At 70.5% G+C, this 16,253-nt stretch carries 14 protein-coding genes; 10 read left to right on the forward strand and 4 right to left on the reverse strand.

The window, feature by feature from the left end; translation table 11 throughout:
* Positions 1-7 precede the first annotated feature (7 nt).
* Positions 8-1,159 (reverse strand): ROK family transcriptional regulator, encoded by a 1,152-nt coding sequence (locus tag RI211_RS07575; protein ID WP_268776411.1) that lies wholly within the window; start codon positions 1,157-1,159, stop codon positions 8-10.
* Positions 1,160-1,358: 199 nt separating this feature from the next.
* Between RI211_RS07575 and RI211_RS07580 the strand changes: the two genes are divergently transcribed.
* The 6 genes from RI211_RS07580 (at position 1,359) to RI211_RS07605 (ending at position 8,401) form a co-directional block, all read left to right on the forward strand.
* The gene (locus tag RI211_RS07580; protein ID WP_060920976.1) at positions 1,359-2,618 is read left to right on the forward strand and encodes an ABC transporter substrate-binding protein; all 1,260 of its coding nucleotides are present in this window, start codon (positions 1,359-1,361) and stop codon (positions 2,616-2,618) included.
* A gap of 43 nt (positions 2,619-2,661) precedes the next feature.
* Complete coding sequence (locus tag RI211_RS07585) at positions 2,662-3,567, forward strand: carbohydrate ABC transporter permease (RefSeq protein WP_060920975.1); 906 nt, start codon at positions 2,662-2,664, stop codon at positions 3,565-3,567.
* Positions 3,557-4,471 (forward strand): carbohydrate ABC transporter permease, encoded by a 915-nt coding sequence (locus RI211_RS07590; RefSeq protein ID WP_060920974.1) that lies wholly within the window; start codon positions 3,557-3,559, stop codon positions 4,469-4,471. Before RI211_RS07585 ends, RI211_RS07590 begins: the two co-directional genes overlap by 11 nt.
* On the forward strand, positions 4,468-5,442 hold the full coding sequence (locus RI211_RS07595; RefSeq protein WP_315636970.1) for an ROK family protein: 975 nt from the start codon (positions 4,468-4,470) through the stop codon (positions 5,440-5,442). The genes RI211_RS07590 and RI211_RS07595 overlap by 4 nt, the downstream gene beginning before the upstream one ends.
* A 65-nt stretch (positions 5,443-5,507) precedes the next feature.
* Complete coding sequence (locus tag RI211_RS07600; RefSeq protein WP_315637167.1) at positions 5,508-7,055, forward strand: M81 family metallopeptidase; 1,548 nt, start codon at positions 5,508-5,510, stop codon at positions 7,053-7,055.
* Positions 7,052-8,401 (forward strand): alpha-L-fucosidase, encoded by a 1,350-nt coding sequence (locus RI211_RS07605; RefSeq protein WP_187663926.1) that lies wholly within the window; start codon positions 7,052-7,054, stop codon positions 8,399-8,401. Before RI211_RS07600 ends, RI211_RS07605 begins: the two co-directional genes overlap by 4 nt.
* Positions 8,402-8,459: 58 nt before the next feature.
* Here RI211_RS07605 and RI211_RS07610 read toward each other — a convergent pair whose 3' ends face one another.
* Complete coding sequence (locus RI211_RS07610) at positions 8,460-11,294, reverse strand: FAD-binding and (Fe-S)-binding domain-containing protein (protein ID WP_315636969.1); 2,835 nt, start codon at positions 11,292-11,294, stop codon at positions 8,460-8,462.
* A 74-nt stretch (positions 11,295-11,368) separates the two neighbouring features.
* On the opposite strand from RI211_RS07610, the gene RI211_RS07615 reads away from it, so the two are divergent.
* A complete protein-coding gene (locus RI211_RS07615; RefSeq protein WP_315636968.1) occupies positions 11,369-12,031 on the forward strand; it encodes a GntR family transcriptional regulator in 663 nt (220 codons plus the stop codon).
* Positions 12,032-12,033: 2 nt separating this feature from the next.
* Here the strand turns inward: RI211_RS07615 and RI211_RS07620 are convergent, their stop codons facing one another.
* A complete protein-coding gene (locus tag RI211_RS07620; protein ID WP_315636967.1) occupies positions 12,034-12,984 on the reverse strand; it encodes a hypothetical protein in 951 nt (316 codons plus the stop codon).
* Positions 12,985-13,067: 83 nt separating this feature from the next.
* Here RI211_RS07620 and RI211_RS07625 point away from each other — a divergent pair, with 83 nt between their 5' ends.
* The 3 genes from RI211_RS07625 to serA all read left to right on the forward strand — a co-directional run bounded on the left by RI211_RS07625 (position 13,068) and on the right by serA (position 15,606).
* Complete coding sequence (locus tag RI211_RS07625; protein WP_315636966.1) at positions 13,068-13,538, forward strand: hypothetical protein; 471 nt, start codon at positions 13,068-13,070, stop codon at positions 13,536-13,538.
* On the forward strand, positions 13,535-13,870 hold the full coding sequence (locus RI211_RS07630; RefSeq protein WP_268776403.1) for a hypothetical protein: 336 nt from the start codon (positions 13,535-13,537) through the stop codon (positions 13,868-13,870). The genes RI211_RS07625 and RI211_RS07630 overlap by 4 nt, the downstream gene beginning before the upstream one ends.
* Before the next feature lie 131 nt (positions 13,871-14,001).
* Entirely contained in the window at positions 14,002-15,606 is a 1,605-nt protein-coding gene (serA, locus tag RI211_RS07635; RefSeq protein ID WP_105949735.1) for a phosphoglycerate dehydrogenase, read from the forward strand.
* Positions 15,607-15,679: 73 nt separating this feature from the next.
* Here serA and RI211_RS07640 read toward each other — a convergent pair whose 3' ends face one another.
* The gene (locus RI211_RS07640) at positions 15,680-16,222 is read right to left on the reverse strand and encodes a TetR/AcrR family transcriptional regulator (protein WP_268776402.1); all 543 of its coding nucleotides are present in this window, start codon (positions 16,220-16,222) and stop codon (positions 15,680-15,682) included.
* Between the last annotated feature and the right edge of the window lie 31 nt (positions 16,223-16,253).

Below are 16,253 nucleotides of genomic sequence, written 5' to 3' on the forward strand. Positions count from 1 at the left end.
CGGCGGCTCAGGCCGTCGCCACCGGGATGTCCATGCCCTCGAGCGCGAGGCGGGCGGCGCCGTGCAGGATCGCGTCCGCGCCGGTGGCCGCGGCCTCGATCCGCAGACGCTGGGTCGCGAGCGGGTGGCACGCCTCGTAGACCCGGCTGCGCACCGCGGCGATGAACGGCTCGGAGGCGCTCATGCTCCCGGTGAGGAACAGGGCGTGCGGGTTGAAGAAGTTCACGACGCCGGACAGTGCCTGACCCAGGTGGGTCCCCGCGGTGCGGACGAGCGTCGTCGCCAGCGGGTCCGCGTCCCGTGCCAGTGTCAGCACGTCGGCCGTGGTGCGCACGTCGGTGTTGCCGCGCTCGCGCATCTGGCGGACGAGGCTCGCGCCGCTGGCCACGGTCTCCAGGCAGCCGGTGTTGCCGCAGGAGCAGGGGATGTCGCCGCTGCCGTCGATCCGCGTGTGCGTGATGTCGCCGGCTGCGGCGGTCGCTCCCCGATGGATGTGCCCGTCCACGATGATCCCGCTGCCGATCGCGGTGCCCGCCTTGACGGTGATGCTGTGCTGGGTGTGCCCAAGCTGGCGACGGTGCTCGCCGAGGGCGGCGAGGTTGGCGTCGTTGTCGACGACGACGGGGACGCCGTGGCGCTCCGCGAGGTGCTCGCCGACGCGGAATCCGGGCCACCCCGGCATCCGCGAGGGCTGATCCACGGAGCCGGTCGCGACGTCGACGGGGCCGGGCAGGCTCACGCCGATCGCGTGGACCCGTGTCTCGGCGAGCAGGCGCTCGAAGACCTCCGACACTCTCTCCAGCGTCGCTTCCGGGCCGTCCGCGACGTCGATCGCGATGGTCTCCGAGTGGAGCAGGCCGCCGCTGAGGTCGTGCCGTCCGATGCGGGCATGGCGTCCGCCGAGATCGGCGGACAGCACGATGCCGTCGCCGGCGATCCGCAGCACGCGCGGCCGTCGTCCGCCGCGGGAGGTGCCGGCCCCCGCCTCCTCCAGCACGCCGGCATCGAGGAGCGCCTGTACGCGCAGGCCGACCGTCGACGCGGCCACGCCGAGGGCGGAGGCGAGTTCGGAGCGGGAGCGCGCCTGTCCGCGGGCGACGAAGTCGAGGATGCGCCGCGTGTGCGGGTCGTCGACGGTGGTGTCGGCGGGGTTCGTCATGGAGGCCCTTCGTCTCGAGGCATCGTCAGCGTAGCGGGGGTGCCGCGTGTTTCAGGCGAGTGACGAATTATCACCACCCTATAAACATCGGATGTTCAGCTTGCGGCACCTTGCGAACTATGACAGCGTAACTTCATACGAAATCCTAATTGGTTAGTTCGAGTCTCGAAATAACCTATCCCTTCTCAGGAGGCATTCAATGAAGAAGTTGCGTGTGGGGGCTGTCGCCGCTGTCGCGGGCGTGGCCGTGGCGATGACCGGCTGTGCGAGCAGCGGGGGATCCGGGGGCTCGGCCGACGGCGACACCATCGTGGTGGACATGTGGGCCGGCAGCGAGTCGGACGTCGATGCGCTGGAGGCGCAGATCGAGTTCGCGCAGAAGCAGAACCCGGACATCAAGATCAAGCTGCAGACGTCGCCGTGGAGCGACTTCTTCACCAAGCTCACGACCAACATGGCCAGCGGCAACATGGCGTGCATCACCGGCATGAGCGGCGCGCAGCTCGGCGGCTACACGGCCGGCTTCCGCGAGCTCAGCGACGAGGATCTCAAGACCGCGGGCATCGACTGGTCGGAGTTCAACCCGAGCGCCGACGGCATCCTCAGCTTCGAGGGCAAGGTCTACGGCGTGCCGTTCGACGTCGCCACGATGCTCGTCTACTACAACCAGGACATGCTCAGCGCCGCCGGTGCCGCCACGCCGGAGATCGGCTGGACGTTCGACGACTTCGACACGATCGCCGCCGACGCCACGAAGGACGGCAAGTACGGCTTCGGCATGGGCATGGGCGGCTACCAGTGGATGTCGATGCCGATCGCGTACTCCGCCACGCAGCCCGCCTCCGAGGACGGCACGCTGCACATCGACGACGAGGACTTCGTCGACGCCGCGTCCTGGTACGCCGGCCTGGTCACGGAGAAGAAGGTCGCGGCTCCGGTCGCCTCCGCCTCCGACACCGGCTGGGGCGAGAACCAGTACACGGGTGGCAACGCGGCCATGGCCGTCGACGGCACCTGGAACGCCGTCAGCTACCTCAACAACGAGTCCGGCTTCGCCGCCGGCATGGTGCCGCTGCCCGCGGGCGTGGACGGCAACCCCGGTCCCATCCTCGGCTCCGGCTACGGCATCGCCGAGAACTGCAAGAACCCGGAGGCCGCGCTGAAGGTGCTCGGCTCCCTCGTCGGCGAGGACGCGCAGGACTACATCGCGTCGTCCGGCCGCTCCTACCCGGCCCGCATCTCGTCGCAGCCGCTGTACTTCGAGTCGATCGACGAGCAGTACCGCGACCAGGTCCAGTCGGTGTTCGAGGCCGCGTTCGGCGACACGGTGCCGCTGTACATGACCAAGAACTGGCAGAAGCTCGACAGCTACATCCAGCCCAACCTCGTCAGCGTCTACAACGGCCAGATGACGATGGAGGAGCTGCTGTCGAACGCCCAGGCGCAGTTCGGCGAGTGAGCCGGATCCGGCCCGCACAGCAGTAACAGAGAAAGACAACGAGATGACGATCACGACGAGACGTCGAGGATCGCTCGCCAAGGTCGAGGGCCGCCAGGCGCTGGGTTTCGCAAGCCCAGCCCTGGTGGGCCTCGCCCTGTTCACGATCGTGCCCGTGGGGCTCTCGATCGTGATGAGCGTCTTCGACTGGCCGACCTTCGGCGAACGCACCTTCAACGGGGTGGACAACTACGTCAAGCTGTTCACCAGCAGCCCGGACTTCTGGCCCGCGCTGCGCAACTCGGCGGTGTACACGCTGCTGTACGTGCCGTTGAGCGTCGCTCTCTCGCTCGTGCTCGCCCTCGGCCTCGGCCCCCGCATCCGCGGCCGCGGTGCCCTGCGCGTCCTCTTCTTCATCCCCGTCGTGACCCCGATGGTCGCGAACGTCCTGGTGTGGAAGATGATGCTGCAGCCGCAGGGGCTCTTCAACGGCCTCTCGGTCACCTGGTTCGGCATCGAGCTGCCGAACTTCCTCGCCGACCCCAACTGGGCGATGATCATGGTCGTCGTGATGAGCGTCTGGCAGGGACTCGGCTACAACATGCTGATCTTCTCCGCCGCCCTCGAGCAGCTCCCGGAGAGCGTCCTGGAAGCGGCCAGTATCGATGGCGCACAGGGCATCCGGCGTGTGTGGAGCATCATCATCCCGATGATCTCCCCGTCGATCTTCTTCGCGACGATCATGACGATGATCACCTCGCTCCAGGTCTTCGTCCAGCCGCAGATGCTCACCGGAGGCGGCCCCGGCAACGCCACCAAGCCCCTCGTGATGTACATCTGGGAGCAGGGCTTCACCTTCGGCGATCTCGGACTCGCCGCCGCCGCCGCGTGGATCCTGTTCGCGATCATCATCGCGATCACGGGCATCCAGTTCGCCGCACAGAAGAAGTGGGTGCACTATGAGCACTGAGACCCTCGTCCGGCCCACCGGCACCGCCCCGCGGCGTCAGCGCGAGCGGGAGAAGGCGCGTGGTGCGGCGACCACGCCGGGCGCGCGCGCCCGACTGATCCTCGCGCACGTCACCATCTACGTCGCGGCGCTCATCTTCATCGCGCCGCTCGTCTACGCGTTCTTCTCGGCCCTCAAGCCGAACTCCGAGATGTTCTCGATGCCGCCGACGCTCGTGGGCTCCGAGCTCCGCTGGAGCAACTTCGTCGACGTCTTCGCCTACGGACCGTTCCTCACGTACATCATGAACTCGTTCATCGTGGCGATCGGCGGCACCCTGGTCGTGCTCGTGGTGTCCACGACCGCCGGATACGCGTTCGGGCGCCTGCGCTGGAAGGGCCGCGACGCGGTCTTCGTCCTCTTCCTGGCCACGCTGATGGTGCCCGCCGAGGTGCTCGTCATTCCCATGTTCCAGGTCATGCAGTGGTTCAACTGGGTCGACACCTATCAGGCGCTCATCCTGCCCTTCGCGTTCGGCGCCTTCGGCACGTTCCTGATGCGGCAGTTCTTCCGCGGCATCCCCTACGAGCTGGAGGAGGCGGCCCGTGTCGACGGCGCCGGCCCTGTCCGGTCCTTCCTGCAGATCATCCTGCCGCTGTCGAAGTCCGCGGTCGCGGTACTCGCGGTCTTCACGTTCCTGTCCTTCTGGAACAGCTACCTCTGGCCCCTCATCGTCACGGTCGACTACAACGCGCACGGCACGCTGCCGGTCGGTCTGGCGAGCTTCGCCGGTCTCACCGGCACCCGGTGGGACCTGCAGATGGCCGCCGCGATCATCTCGATGATCCCGACCACCCTGCTCGTGATCGTGCTGCAGAAGCACCTGGTCAAGGGCATCGCGATGGCCGGACTGGGCGGACGATGAGCGCGGTCGGGCAGCAGACGGACGACCCTCGACGAACGACCACGAGCCCCGGGTCCGACTTCGCGCTGGCGGGGGTGGACATCGGGGGCACGAAGATCGCGGCCCTCGTCGTGGACGCCTTCGGAGACGTCCTCGCACGCGGAAGCGTCCCGGCGCCCGCGAGCGTCGGCGGCTCGGCCATGGCGGATGCGGCGGCCGACCTCGTCACGCGGCTGGCGGCCGAGGCCGGTGTCGCCGTCGCCGCGGTGGGGGTGGGTGCCGCGGGCGTCATCGACCATGAGAGCGGCACCATCCGTGCCGCGTCCGCCCTGTTCGCAGACTGGGCGGGTTTCCCGCTCGGCCCGGAGCTGGCGCAGCGCGTCGGCGTCCCGGTGCGGGTCGAGAACGACGTGAACGCCTTCCTCCTCGGAGAAGCCGCCGCGGCGGGTCCGAGCGTTCCCGATGTGCTCGGTGTGATGCTCGGCACGGGCGTCGGCGGCGCGCTGGTCATCGGCGGGGAGCTGCACCACGGCCCCCACGGCGCGGCCGGCGAGATCGGGCACACGCCCGGTTACAGCGACCTCGTCTGCACCTGCGGGCAGACCGGCCACCTGGAGACCCTGGCGTCCGGGACGTCGATCGCCCGGCGGTTCGAGGAGCGCACCGGTCGTCCGGTGAACGATGCCAGGGAGGTCGCGGAGGCCGCACGGGCCGGCGACGCCGACGCCCGCGCCGTGTTCGACGCCGCCGGACGGGCGCTCGCTCTCGCCTGCGCCAGTGCCGCGACGCTCCTCGACCTGCCGATCGCCATCGTCGGCGGCGGGGTCACGGCCGCCTGGGACCTCCTGGAGCCGTCGATCGAGCGGACGCTCGGTACCGATGCCCCGGTGTCGGGCATCGCGCTGCGCGTCGTCCCCGCCGTCCTCGGAGCCGACGCCGTCGCGCTCGGCGCCATCGAGAGCGCACGACGCGCCCTCGCCCCCGTTTCCTGACCACGACTGCGACCGCAGAGGAGAACACCACCGTGACCGCACGCCCGGAAGCCCACGAGATCTGGATGGGTCCGCTGCCGCCGCTCGCCGAGGGCGGGCTCGCGCGGCCCCGGATCGGCATCGGCGGCATCTCCATCGAGTCGAGCACCTTCTCCCCGCATATCTCCGGGGACGAGGCCTTCACGATCCGCACCGGCGATGCACTGCGGGCGTACTACCCGTTCCTCGACGCCGGACGCGAGCTCGCCGAGGCGGCGGAGTGGGTCCCGCTCACGCACGGCCGTTCGCTGCCCGGCGGTGCCGTGGACCCGGACACCTACCGCCGGATGAAGGACGCGATCGTCGAGGGAATCCGCACGCAGGGGCCGTTCGACGGATTCTTCTTCGACATCCACGGCGCGATGAGCGTCGTCGGGATGGACGATGCCGAGGGGGATCTGGCCCTCGCGGTGCGCGAGGCCCTCGGCCCGGACACCCTCGTCTCCACATCGATGGATCTGCACGGGAACGTCTCGGAGACCCTGCGCGATGCGGTCGATCTGCTCACCTGCTATCGGATGGCGCCGCATGAGGACTGGCTGAACACGAAGGAGCGGGCGGTGTGGAACCTGCTCGACCGTCTCCGTGGACCGCACGGCGGCGACGTGCAGGCGCGGCGGCCCTTCACCGCCTGGGTGCCCGTACCCGTGCTGCTGCCGGGGGAGAAGACCAGCACGCGGTTGGAACCCGCGCGGAGCATCTATGCCGAGCTCCCCGAGATCGAGGCGCTGCCGGGCGTCGTGGACGCGTCGGTGTGGATCGGCTACGCATGGGCCGACGAGCCGCGCTGCCAGGCGTACGTCGTGGTCACCGGGGACGACAGGGAGGTCATCGCCCGTGAGGCGGAGCGCGTGGCCCGGATGTTCTGGGAGGCACGGAAGGACTTCGTCTTCGTCGCGAAGACGGGAAGCCTCGACGACGCGCTGGAGGAGGCGCTGGCCCCCGGTGCCCCGCATCCGTACGTGATCTCCGACTCCGGGGACAACCCGACGGCCGGGGGAGCGGGCGATGTGACCTGGACCCTCGCCCACCTGCTGCAGCGACCCGAGCTCACCGACGGCACGCACACGACGCTGGTCGCCTCGATCTTCGATGCGCGGGCCGTCGCCGAAGCCGTGGAGGCGGGCGTCGGTGCGACGGTCACGCTGTCAGCCGGAGCCGCGGTCGATTCCGGGCCCCACGGACCGGTCGAGATCACCGGCACGGTGTTCTCCGTCACCGACGGCGACCCGGACGCCGGCACCCAGGTGGTGCTCGCGGTCGGCGGGCTGCACGCCATCCTGACCGAGCGCCGCAAGCCCTTCCACCACCTCTCCGACTTCCGGATGCTGGGGCTCGAGCCGACGACGGCCGACATCGTGGTCGTGAAGATCGGCTACCTGGAGCCGGAGCTGTACGAGCTGGCAGCGGGATGGACGCTGGCGCTCACCCCGGGCGGGGTGGACCAGGACCTGCTCCGCCTCGGACACCATCGCCTGCGCCCCGGGGTGTTCCCGTTCGACACGACAGGCGACCCCGATCTGACCGCGGTGGTCGTGCGCCGCGGGGCCTACGAGGAGGACACGGCATCATGATGAACTTCGAGAAGCGCACCGGCCCCGACTTCGGTGCGGCGTCCCCGGTGTACCCCGCGAACGGCGTGCCGGACTGGTACCGCGACGCCAAGCTCGGCTTCTTCGTGCACTGGGGGCTGTACTCCGTGCCGGCGTGGGCCGTGCAGCACGGGGAGGGCGTGAACATCCCCACCGAGGATGCCTATGCGTGGCACCAGTACGCGGAGTGGTACGGCAACACGGTGCGCATCCCGGGCAGCCCGACGTGGGAGCGCCACCAGCGCACCTACGGTCCTGGGACCTCGTACGAGGACCTCGCCGACCAGTGGGACGCCGACGCCTTCGATGCCGAGGCCTTCGTCGGTGAACTCGTCGCGGCCGGAGCGCGCTATGTCGTGCCCACGACCAAGCACCACGAGGGGTTCTGTCTGTGGGACACCGCCACGACCGGATTCAACGCCGTCGCGCGCGGCCCTCGCCGTGACCTCATCTCCGAGTTCCACGACGCCACGCGGCGGGCGGGAGCCAAGTTCGGCGTGTACTACTCCGGAGCGCTCGACTGGCACGTCAGCGACTTCCCGCCGATCGAGTCGGACACCGACCTGTTCCGGTTCCGTCGCAACGACGCCCACTTCTCCCGGTACGCCGCCGCGCAGCTCGAGGAGCTCGTGGAGCGGTTCGCGCCCGACGTGCTCTGGAACGACATCGAGTGGCCGGACGGCGGCAAGGGGACGGAGGAGTACGCCGTGGCCGCACTCCTGCAGCGGTACTTCGACGCCGTCCCGGACGGTGTGGTCAACGACCGCTGGGGTGTGCCGTACCACGGGTTCCTCACCCGCGAATACACGGACATCCCGGACATCATCCCCGAGCCGTGGGAGTCGACCCGCGGGCTCGGCTACTCGTTCGGGTTCAACCAGGCGGAGGACGAGCGCCACTCGCTCTCCGGCGCGGCCCTGATCCGGCTCCTCGTCGACGTCGTCGCGAAGAACGGCAACCTGCTCATCAACGTCGGCCCCGCGGCGGACGGATCCATTCCGGCGCTGCAGCGGAAGGCGATGCAGGAGCTCGGCAGCTGGCTGGCCGTGAACGGTGCGGCGATCTACGGCACGCGGCCCTGGACGCGGATGGGGGAGCGCACGGGGGCTCCTCGCCGCTACACCACGTCCACCGACGCGGTGCACGTGCATGCGCTCGACCCGGCGGACGGCGAGTTCGAGCTGCCGTCCGAGCTCACGGCCGCTGCGCTGTCGTGGGCCGACGGGACCCCGGCGGAGGTGTCCGCAGACGGCGGTTCGACCCGCATCGTGATCCCGGCCGGTCTCCGCGAGGCTCCGGTCGCCGTGCTCACCGCGCACGGCGCCTGACACACGCTCCGCAGAAGGGCCCCCGTCGGTGATCCGACGGGGGCCCTTCGTCGCTGAGCTAGGGGCGCGTGCGCTCCTCGAGAACCTCGATCACGTGGCGGTACGGGCGGCCGGTGGCGCGGGTCATGCCGATCTCGCACGTGCGGTTGGCCGACACGAAGGCGTCGAAGCCGCCGCGGGCCGTATCGGCCGCGGAGACTTCGGCCGATTCCTGGGCTGTCGCGCTCGCGGTGAGCTCGGGGTGCAGCATGCCGCGGTCACCGGCGAACGCGCAGCAGCCCCAGCCGTCGGGCACGAAGACCTCGTCGGCGACGGCGGCGGCGATCGCCGTCAGCGCCCCGGTCGCGCCGAGCGCGGTCGTCGAACAGGTCGGGTGCACGGCGATCGAGGGGAGCTTCGCATCGACGGAGAGGCGCGGCAGCACCTCCCGCGCGACGAACGTGGTGGCGTCCTCGATGCGCAGACCGGCGTACTCCGGATGGGCGGCGACGGCCTGGGTGAGCATGACGTCGAGGCCCTCGGTGCAGGAGGCCGCGTCGCAGACGACCGGGAGCTCCCCGTGGCGGCTGGCGTCCCAGAGCGAGGCCAGCACCCGGTCGGACATGAGGCGATAGCCGTCGAGGTGTCCCTTGGACTTCCACGGCGTCCCGCAGCAGAGCCCGCCGTTCTCCTCCGGGACCACGACGGGGATCCCGGCGCGGTCGAGCAGGGCGCGCAGGGCGTCGCGGGAGCCGGGACCCTCGTCCTCCGGACCGAACATCGTGCCGATGCAGGCGCCGAAGAAGACGGCCTGGGCGTCGGGAGGCGAGACCGGTCGAGGCGGCGCGGTGCCGCCGCGGGGGAGGCCGCCGTCGTAGAGGGGGACGGTGTCGGCGCCGAGCACCGCGCGCCCGACCCGCGTCGCGCCGCGCACGAGCGGGACGGGGAGAGCATCGGCGACCGTGAGGGCGACGCCGCCGGCGCGCGTGACGGTGCTCCAGTGCTTCGCCGCCGTCCCCCAGGCTGCACCCTCCACGGCGTTCTCTTGCTCGGCCCGGAGGCGGCGTACGAGGTCGCCGGTGTTGATGTCCACCGGACACGCGACGCCGCACATGCCGTCGACCGCGCAGGTCTGCACGCCGTCGTAGTCGTAGTCCGCGCGCAGGTCCCGCAGCAGCGCCGTGTCGCCCTGCTCCTCGGCCCAGGCCATGTCCCGCCGCAGCACGATGCGCTGCCGCGGGGTGAGCGTGATGCTCTTGCTCGGGCAGGTCGGCTCGCAGTAGCCGCACTCCACGCAGCGGTCCACCTCGCGCTCCACCGTGGGCACGCGCTTGAGATCCCGGAGGTACGAGTCCGGGTCGTCGGACAGCACGACGCCGGGGTTGAGGATCCCGTCCGGATCGAACAGCCGCTTGATCTCCCACATCATGTCGGTGAGCTCGTCGCCGTACTGACGCCGCACGAACGGCGCCATGATGCGTCCGGTACCGTGCTCGGCCTTGAGGGATCCCTCCTGTGCGAGGACGAGCTCGACGAGGTCGTCCGTGAAGCGGCGGTACCGCGCCACGCTCTCGGGGTCGTCGAAGCGCTCGTTGAGCAGGAAGTGGACGTTCCCGTCCTTCGCGTGCCCGAAGATCACGGAGCCCTCGTAGCCGTGCTGCGCGAACAGCTCGATCAGTCGCTCGCAGGTGGCCAGCAGCCGGGGGACGGGGACGACGATGTCTTCGAGGAGCGCGGTCGTCCCGGACGGCCGCGCCCCGGCGACAGCGGTGTAGAGGCCCTTGCGGACGTGCCACAGTGCGGCGCGCTCGGCGGCATCGGTCGTCAGGCGTGGGGCGACGGCGAGGGGGAGGGCATCGAAGTGCGCCTGCGCTGATGCGCTCGCGACGGCGAGGGCGTCGTCATCCACGGCGTGCACCTCGACGAGGAGGGCGGCGTGGCCCTGGACGTCGATCTCGGAGATCGCGGCCGGGACGTCGCTCAGGCCCTGGGCGACGCGCAACGAGGCGGCGTCGAGGAGTTCGATCGTCGCGAGTCCGAGCTCCGTGAGAGCGGGGAGCGCGGTCATCGCCGCCGACAGCGTCTCGAAGACGAGCAGACCGGTGGCGATCGCGGGGCGCACCTCAATGGTGCGGAAACGGGCCTCCGCGACGAAGCCGAGGGTCCCTTCCGATCCGATGAGGAGGTGCTCCAGGATCCGCACCGGGTCGTCGAAGTCGAGCAGGGCGTTCAGGCCGTAGCCCATCGTGTTCTTCATCGAGAACTGCTGCCGCAGGAACGCGACGTTCCCGGGCGAGGCGAGCAGACGCTCCCGGAGCGACGACAGCCCGGCGAACAGGGCGGGTTCCGCGGCGCGGAGCACGTCCGCGGCGTCCGCGCGTCCGGTGTCCAGGACGGTGCCGCTGGGCAGCACGACGACCATCGACGTGATCGTCTGGTACGAGTTCTCCGTGATGCCGCAGGCCATGCCGCTGGAGTTGTTCGCGACGACGCCGCCGATCGTGCAGGCGATCTCGCTGGCCGGATCCGGCCCGAGCTTGCGGCGGTACCGGGCCAGCCGCGTGTTCACCTGCCGGACGGTGGCCCCGGGGCCGACCCTGACCGCGGCGCCGTCGTCCTCGATGTGGACGTCGCGGAAGTGGCTGCGCGTGTCGACGAGGATGTCGCCGCTGACGCCCTGTCCGGAGAGGCTGGTGCCGCCGGAGCGGAACGTGAGCGTGCGTCCGGCCGCCCGGACCGCCGTGAACACACGGGCGACGCCCTCGGCGTCCGCAGGGGAGAGCACCGCGTCCGGGATGAGCAGGTAGTGGGAGGCGTCGTGGGCGCGCGCGAACCGGTCGATGGATCGGGCGTGCACCTGCGTCTCGGTCCCCAGCAGTGCGGGATCGAGGGGGTGGTCGAGGGTGGTGGGCACGGTGCTCCTCTGCTCCGCTCGAAGATTGTCTGACAAGTGTACTGAACGACGGACGCCTCACTAGACTGTTCCGCATGACCTCGATCGCGGAGCGCCCCCTCGGCGTGGTCGGCGTGGTCGACGCCGTGACCGGACAGCTGCGTAGCCGGATCCTCTCCGGCGAGATCCGCTCGGGGGAGCCGCTGACCGAGGCGGCGGTCTCCCAGGCCTACGGCGTCGCCCGTCCCAGCGCGAAAGCGGCCATCGAGCAGCTGGTGGCCAGCGGACTGCTCGTCCGGACGGCCCATCGCACGGCGCGCGTAGTCGGCATCGAGGCGGAGACCGTCCGCGACGTCTACCGCACGCGGATCCGGCTGGAGAGCGCGGCGCTGCGCGAGCTCGCGGAGAGCGCTGCTGTGCCGGCGGCCGCCGTGGCGGCGAACGCCGACCTGCAGGCGATGGCGCCGGGCCCCGATCCCGCGACGGTCGATCCCGACCTCCGCTTCCACACGGCGCTCATCGACGCCCTGGGCAGCGAGCGGACCAGCCGCATGTACCGAAGCGTGCTGGACGAGGTGCGGCTGTGCATGGCGCAGGTGCAGGGGCGGCGTCTCCTCGATGCCGACCTCATCGCCGCGCAGCACGCGGAGATGCTCGAGGCTGTCGCCGCCGGCGACGCGGAGCGCGCGGCCGCGGTGCTGCGCGCCCACCTCGCCTCGGCGGAAGACCGTCTCGTCGAGGCCCTGAGCGCCTCCTGACGTCAGCCTTCGTCGGCGGGGGCGTCCTGGATCCGGATCGGGGCATCCGTCGGGTCGGCCCAGACCGGAGCGGGCAGAGGCGTGTCGACCTGACCGGCCTGGATCGCGCGGAGGGCCTCGGTGATCTCGTCGGCGTTCTCGGGTACCGCCAGGCCGCACGTGCGCAGCTCGGACGCGAACTGCAGGGTGAGCCGGATCTTCCCCGCCTCGATGGCCTCGGAGGTGGTGCCGGTGCGGATCTCGCTACCGGTCTGGATCGCGGGCACCTCATCGCAGACGTGATAGACCTTGCCGCCGTCGACCCACACGACCTCATCGGCCCCGAGGAGCTGGATCACGGCCGACTGGTCTGCGGTGTACTGCTCGACGGACGGCGGGGCGAAGCTCGTCCCGACGATCGCGGCGAGGACGGCCAGGACGATGCCGGCGATGCCGGCGGTCGCCTTCTGCCCCTTGTCCATGTCCTTGTTCAGGAAGATGAGGATGACCAGGGGGAGGAAGGCCACGACCGCGATGATCGCGCCGAGCTGGTTCTGGATGAAGAACCGCGTCTTGTCGGCGCGGCGGGCGGGGTCGAGAGTGTTGGCCTTCTTCCACAGGATCGAGCCGATGATCGACAGCGCGGCGATCACGACCAGCAGGACGAGCAGGGCGATGAACGCCCACTGCGGGAACTGCGCCGTCGCTCCCTGCTCTTCCAGGAGGCCGGTGTCCGGATCGCGGAGCAGCGCGCCGCCCTCGTCGACGAACTCGCGCTGGCGCAGGAGCCAGAAGATGCCGACGGCCTCGCCCGCGATCGCGAGCGCCCAGAGGACCGCGGCGACGATGCGGAAGCGCGTCGCGGAGGCCTTGGCCTCCGGGCTCGGCGTCCAGCCCGCGGGCGGTTCGCCGGTCGTGGCGCCGGCCGTGGAACGACGCGGCGAAGCAGACGACGTGGGCTCGTTCTCGGCCATGGTTGTCCTTTCCCCCGAAAGTCCCCGGCGACCCCGCCGAGGCATCCCCGAGCCTAGTGGTCGGGGTGTCCTACTCTGGAGAGATGACATCCGATTCGGACGACGCCCTGAGCTGGGACGGCGACGACAGCGCGGAGCAGCGCCGCCGGGACGCCGCACGGCGTTCCACGCCCGCTCCGGAACCGACGCCGGCCGAGGCCGTCGCACCCTCGGCGTCCGCACCCGCGTCGGTGGACGAGGAGACCGCAGCGCCCTCCGGTCTCAGCAATGCGATGCTGGTCCTCGTCGGCGTCGTCGGGGGCGTCTACCTGCTCTACACCGTGGGGTGGATCGCCGGCGGTCTCCGCCTGCAGCCGCTCGCCTCGTTCCTCGTCGCGGATTTCATGTTCCTGCCCTGGTTCGTGCTGGCGATCGCCGCCCCCGCGCTCTGGTTCCTCGCGACGTGGGTGCTGACGCGGGGCCGGGCATCCTGGATCCGCGCCGCGGTGCTCCTGGCGGGCGTCGTGCTGCTCGTGCCGTGGCCGTTCGTGACCGTGGGGGTGATCGGCTCATGACCGCTCCGAAGACACCGTCCGCCGTGGCGACCGGTTCGCCGCGCTGGCTCGTGTGGACCGTCATCGCCCTCGCCGGGCTCTTCTACGCGTATGCGGTGTGGAACGCGGTCGCGCACCTCATCACCATGGCCCAGACCGGCCTCACCGGCACCGGATGGGCGACGCTGCTGTTCGGTGTCGTGTTCCCCGTGATCGTGTTCGGGTTCGCCTTCGCGATCGGCCGACGCCGTCGTGTGGGCGAGCTCGCCCTGACCTTCCTCGCCGGACTCGGCATCGTCGCGGTGTTCTGGATGAGCCTGCTCGCGCTGAGTCTGACGCTGCCCAGCGCCTGAGCCGGATCCGTCACGCCGTCACACGGCACGGAGCGGTCCCGGCGCTCCGGTAGAGTTGTCGCGATCGCGCCCCCGACGGTGTGCGGCGCATCGGCCCCTCCCGCCTGTCGCGCTGCCCCGAAGGATCCACTGTGCCGAAGCCTGTCGTGCTCATCGCCGAAGTACTCTCTCCCGCCACGATCGAGGCGCTCGGCCCCGACTTCGACGTCCGCCACGTCGACGGCACCGATCGCGAGGCGCTCTTCGCCGCCCTCGCGGAGTCGGACGCGGTGCTCATCCGCTCCGCGACCCGCATCGACGAGGAGGCGCTGTCGCACGCGCCGAAGCTCAAGGTCGTCGCACGGGCCGGTGTCGGCCTCGACAACGTCGACATCAAGGCTGCGACCGCGGCCGGCGTCATGGTCGTCAACGCCCCGACGTCGAACATCGTCTCCGCCGCCGAGCTGACGGTCGGCCACATCCTCAGCCTCGCCCGCCGGATCCCGGCCGCGCACGCCTCGCTGTCCGCCGGCCAGTGGAAGCGCAGCTCCTTCACCGGTGCCGAGCTCTTCGAGAAGACCGTCGGCATCGTCGGACTGGGCCGGATCGGCGCCCTCGTCGCCGCTCGTCTGGCCGCCTTCGACATGCGCGTCGTCGCGTACGACCCCTATGTCACCTCGGCGCGCGCCCAGCAGCTCGGCGTGCAACTCCTCTCGCTCGACGAGCTCGTCGCCGAAGCCGACTTCCTCACGATCCACATGCCCAAGACCCCGGAGACGACGGGCATGATCGGCGCCGAGCAGTTCGCCGCCATGAAGCCGACCGCCTTCGTCGTGAACGTCGCCCGCGGCGGGCTCATCGACGAGGAGGCGCTGCACGAAGCTCTCGTCGCCGGTGAGATCGCCGGTGCGGGTCTGGACGTCTTCACCTCCGAGCCCCCGGCCGAGGGTGGCAGCGCCCGTGCCCTGCTCGACCTCCCGAACGTCGTCGTCACGCCGCACCTCGGTGCGAGCACGGAAGAGGCACAGGAGAAGGCCGGCGTCTCGGTCGCGCGCTCGGTGCGGCTCGCGCTCGGCGGCGACCTCGTCCCGGATGCGGTCAACGTCGCGGGCGGCGTCATCGACCCGTACGTGCGTCCCGGCATCTCGCTCGTGGAGAAGCTCGGTCAGATCTTCGCCGCACTGGCCACGTCGCCGCTCACGAGCCTCGACGTCGAGGTGCACGGCGAGCTCAACGACTACGACGTGAGCGTGCTCAAGCTCGCGGCCCTCAAGGGTGTCTTCACGAACATCGTGAGCGAGACCGTGTCGTACGTGAACGCGCCCCTCCTGGCGGAGCAGCGCGGTATCGCGGTGCGCCTGCTCAAGGACGACGTGAGTGAGGAGTACCGGAACGTCATCACCCTCACGGGGGCGCTGTCCGACGGATCGCAGCTCTCGGTGTCGGGCACGCTGACCGGACCGAAGCAGGCCGAGAAGCTCGTCGGCATCAACGACCATGCCCTGGAGCTGCCGATCGAGAAGCACCACGTCGTGATGCTCTACACCGACCGCCCCGGCATCGTCGCCGTCTACGGACAGAAGTTCGGCGAGGCCGGGATCAACATCGCCGGCATGCAGATCTCGCGGCTCGCGGCGGGCGATCAGGCGCTCAGCGTGCTGACGCTCGACTCGCCCGTGTCCGAGGAGCTGCTGGACGACGTGCGCGGTGCCATCGACGCCGACCTCTTCCGTCAGATCGAGATCACCGAGGTCTGACACCGCAGAGCGGGGGAGAAGGGCGGGAGCGCGAGGCTCCCGCCCTTCTCCGTACCCGCAGCCTTGTCCGGCGTCAGGCGGTGGCGCGCAGCACGAGGGCGATGAGATCGGCGAGCTCGTCGCTGCGCGGGACCAGGCGCTCCGGCCCGTGCACATCGAGCGAGTTGTTGAAGTAGAGGCCGTCGCTCACGAGCATCACGAGGTCGAGGCTGGCGGTGTCGCGGACGTGCGGACGGATCGTCTCCGCCCAGCGACGCCGGGTATCCCGGAGCATGTCGGACGCGGCGGTAGAGCCGCCCTGGGCCAGCCGAGTCGTGGCGATGAGCGCGCGATCGAGGGCGTCGTCCTCCATCACCGAGGTCCGGACGTAGTACGCGACGGGGCCCTCCTCGGCGGTGCGCATGCGCTCCAGGTCGAGGGTGGTCAGGTGGTCCAGGCGCTCCAGGAGCCCGGTCTCCAGGTCGTCCTTGGAGCGGAAGTGGTAGAGCAGGCCGCCCTTCGACACGCCGGCGGCCTTCGCCGTGGCCTCGAGCGTCGCGGCGCGTTCGCCGTCGTCGATGAGGATCGCCTCGAAGGCGTCGAGGACCTTCTCACGGGCGAGGGGAGGGCGGGGCATCGGTCATCCTCTGAGCGGGATCGGGAGGGCT

Origin of the sequence: Microbacterium meiriae (assembly GCF_032364335.1) — a bacterium.
Classification (GTDB): domain Bacteria; phylum Actinomycetota; class Actinomycetes; order Actinomycetales; family Microbacteriaceae; genus Microbacterium; species Microbacterium meiriae.

Excerpts from the sequence above, each read along its gene's own strand:
- RI211_RS07575 (WP_268776411.1), bottom strand. The coding sequence starts at position 1,159 with ATGACGAACCCCGCCGACACCACCGTCGACGACCCGCACACGCGGCGC.
- RI211_RS07580 (WP_060920976.1), top strand. The coding sequence starts at position 1,359 with ATGAAGAAGTTGCGTGTGGGGGCTGTCGCCGCTGTCGCGGGCGTGGCC.
- RI211_RS07585 (WP_060920975.1), top strand. The coding sequence starts at position 2,662 with ATGACGATCACGACGAGACGTCGAGGATCGCTCGCCAAGGTCGAGGGC.
- RI211_RS07590 (WP_060920974.1), top strand. The coding sequence starts at position 3,557 with ATGAGCACTGAGACCCTCGTCCGGCCCACCGGCACCGCCCCGCGGCGT.
- RI211_RS07595 (WP_315636970.1), top strand. The coding sequence starts at position 4,468 with ATGAGCGCGGTCGGGCAGCAGACGGACGACCCTCGACGAACGACCACG.
- RI211_RS07600 (WP_315637167.1), top strand. The coding sequence starts at position 5,508 with ATGGGTCCGCTGCCGCCGCTCGCCGAGGGCGGGCTCGCGCGGCCCCGG.
- RI211_RS07605 (WP_187663926.1), top strand. The coding sequence starts at position 7,052 with ATGATGAACTTCGAGAAGCGCACCGGCCCCGACTTCGGTGCGGCGTCC.
- RI211_RS07615 (WP_315636968.1), top strand. The coding sequence starts at position 11,369 with ATGACCTCGATCGCGGAGCGCCCCCTCGGCGTGGTCGGCGTGGTCGAC.
- RI211_RS07620 (WP_315636967.1), bottom strand. The coding sequence starts at position 12,984 with ATGGCCGAGAACGAGCCCACGTCGTCTGCTTCGCCGCGTCGTTCCACG.
- RI211_RS07625 (WP_315636966.1), top strand. The coding sequence starts at position 13,068 with ATGACATCCGATTCGGACGACGCCCTGAGCTGGGACGGCGACGACAGC.
- RI211_RS07630 (WP_268776403.1), top strand. The coding sequence starts at position 13,535 with ATGACCGCTCCGAAGACACCGTCCGCCGTGGCGACCGGTTCGCCGCGC.
- RI211_RS07640 (WP_268776402.1), bottom strand. The coding sequence starts at position 16,222 with ATGCCCCGCCCTCCCCTCGCCCGTGAGAAGGTCCTCGACGCCTTCGAG.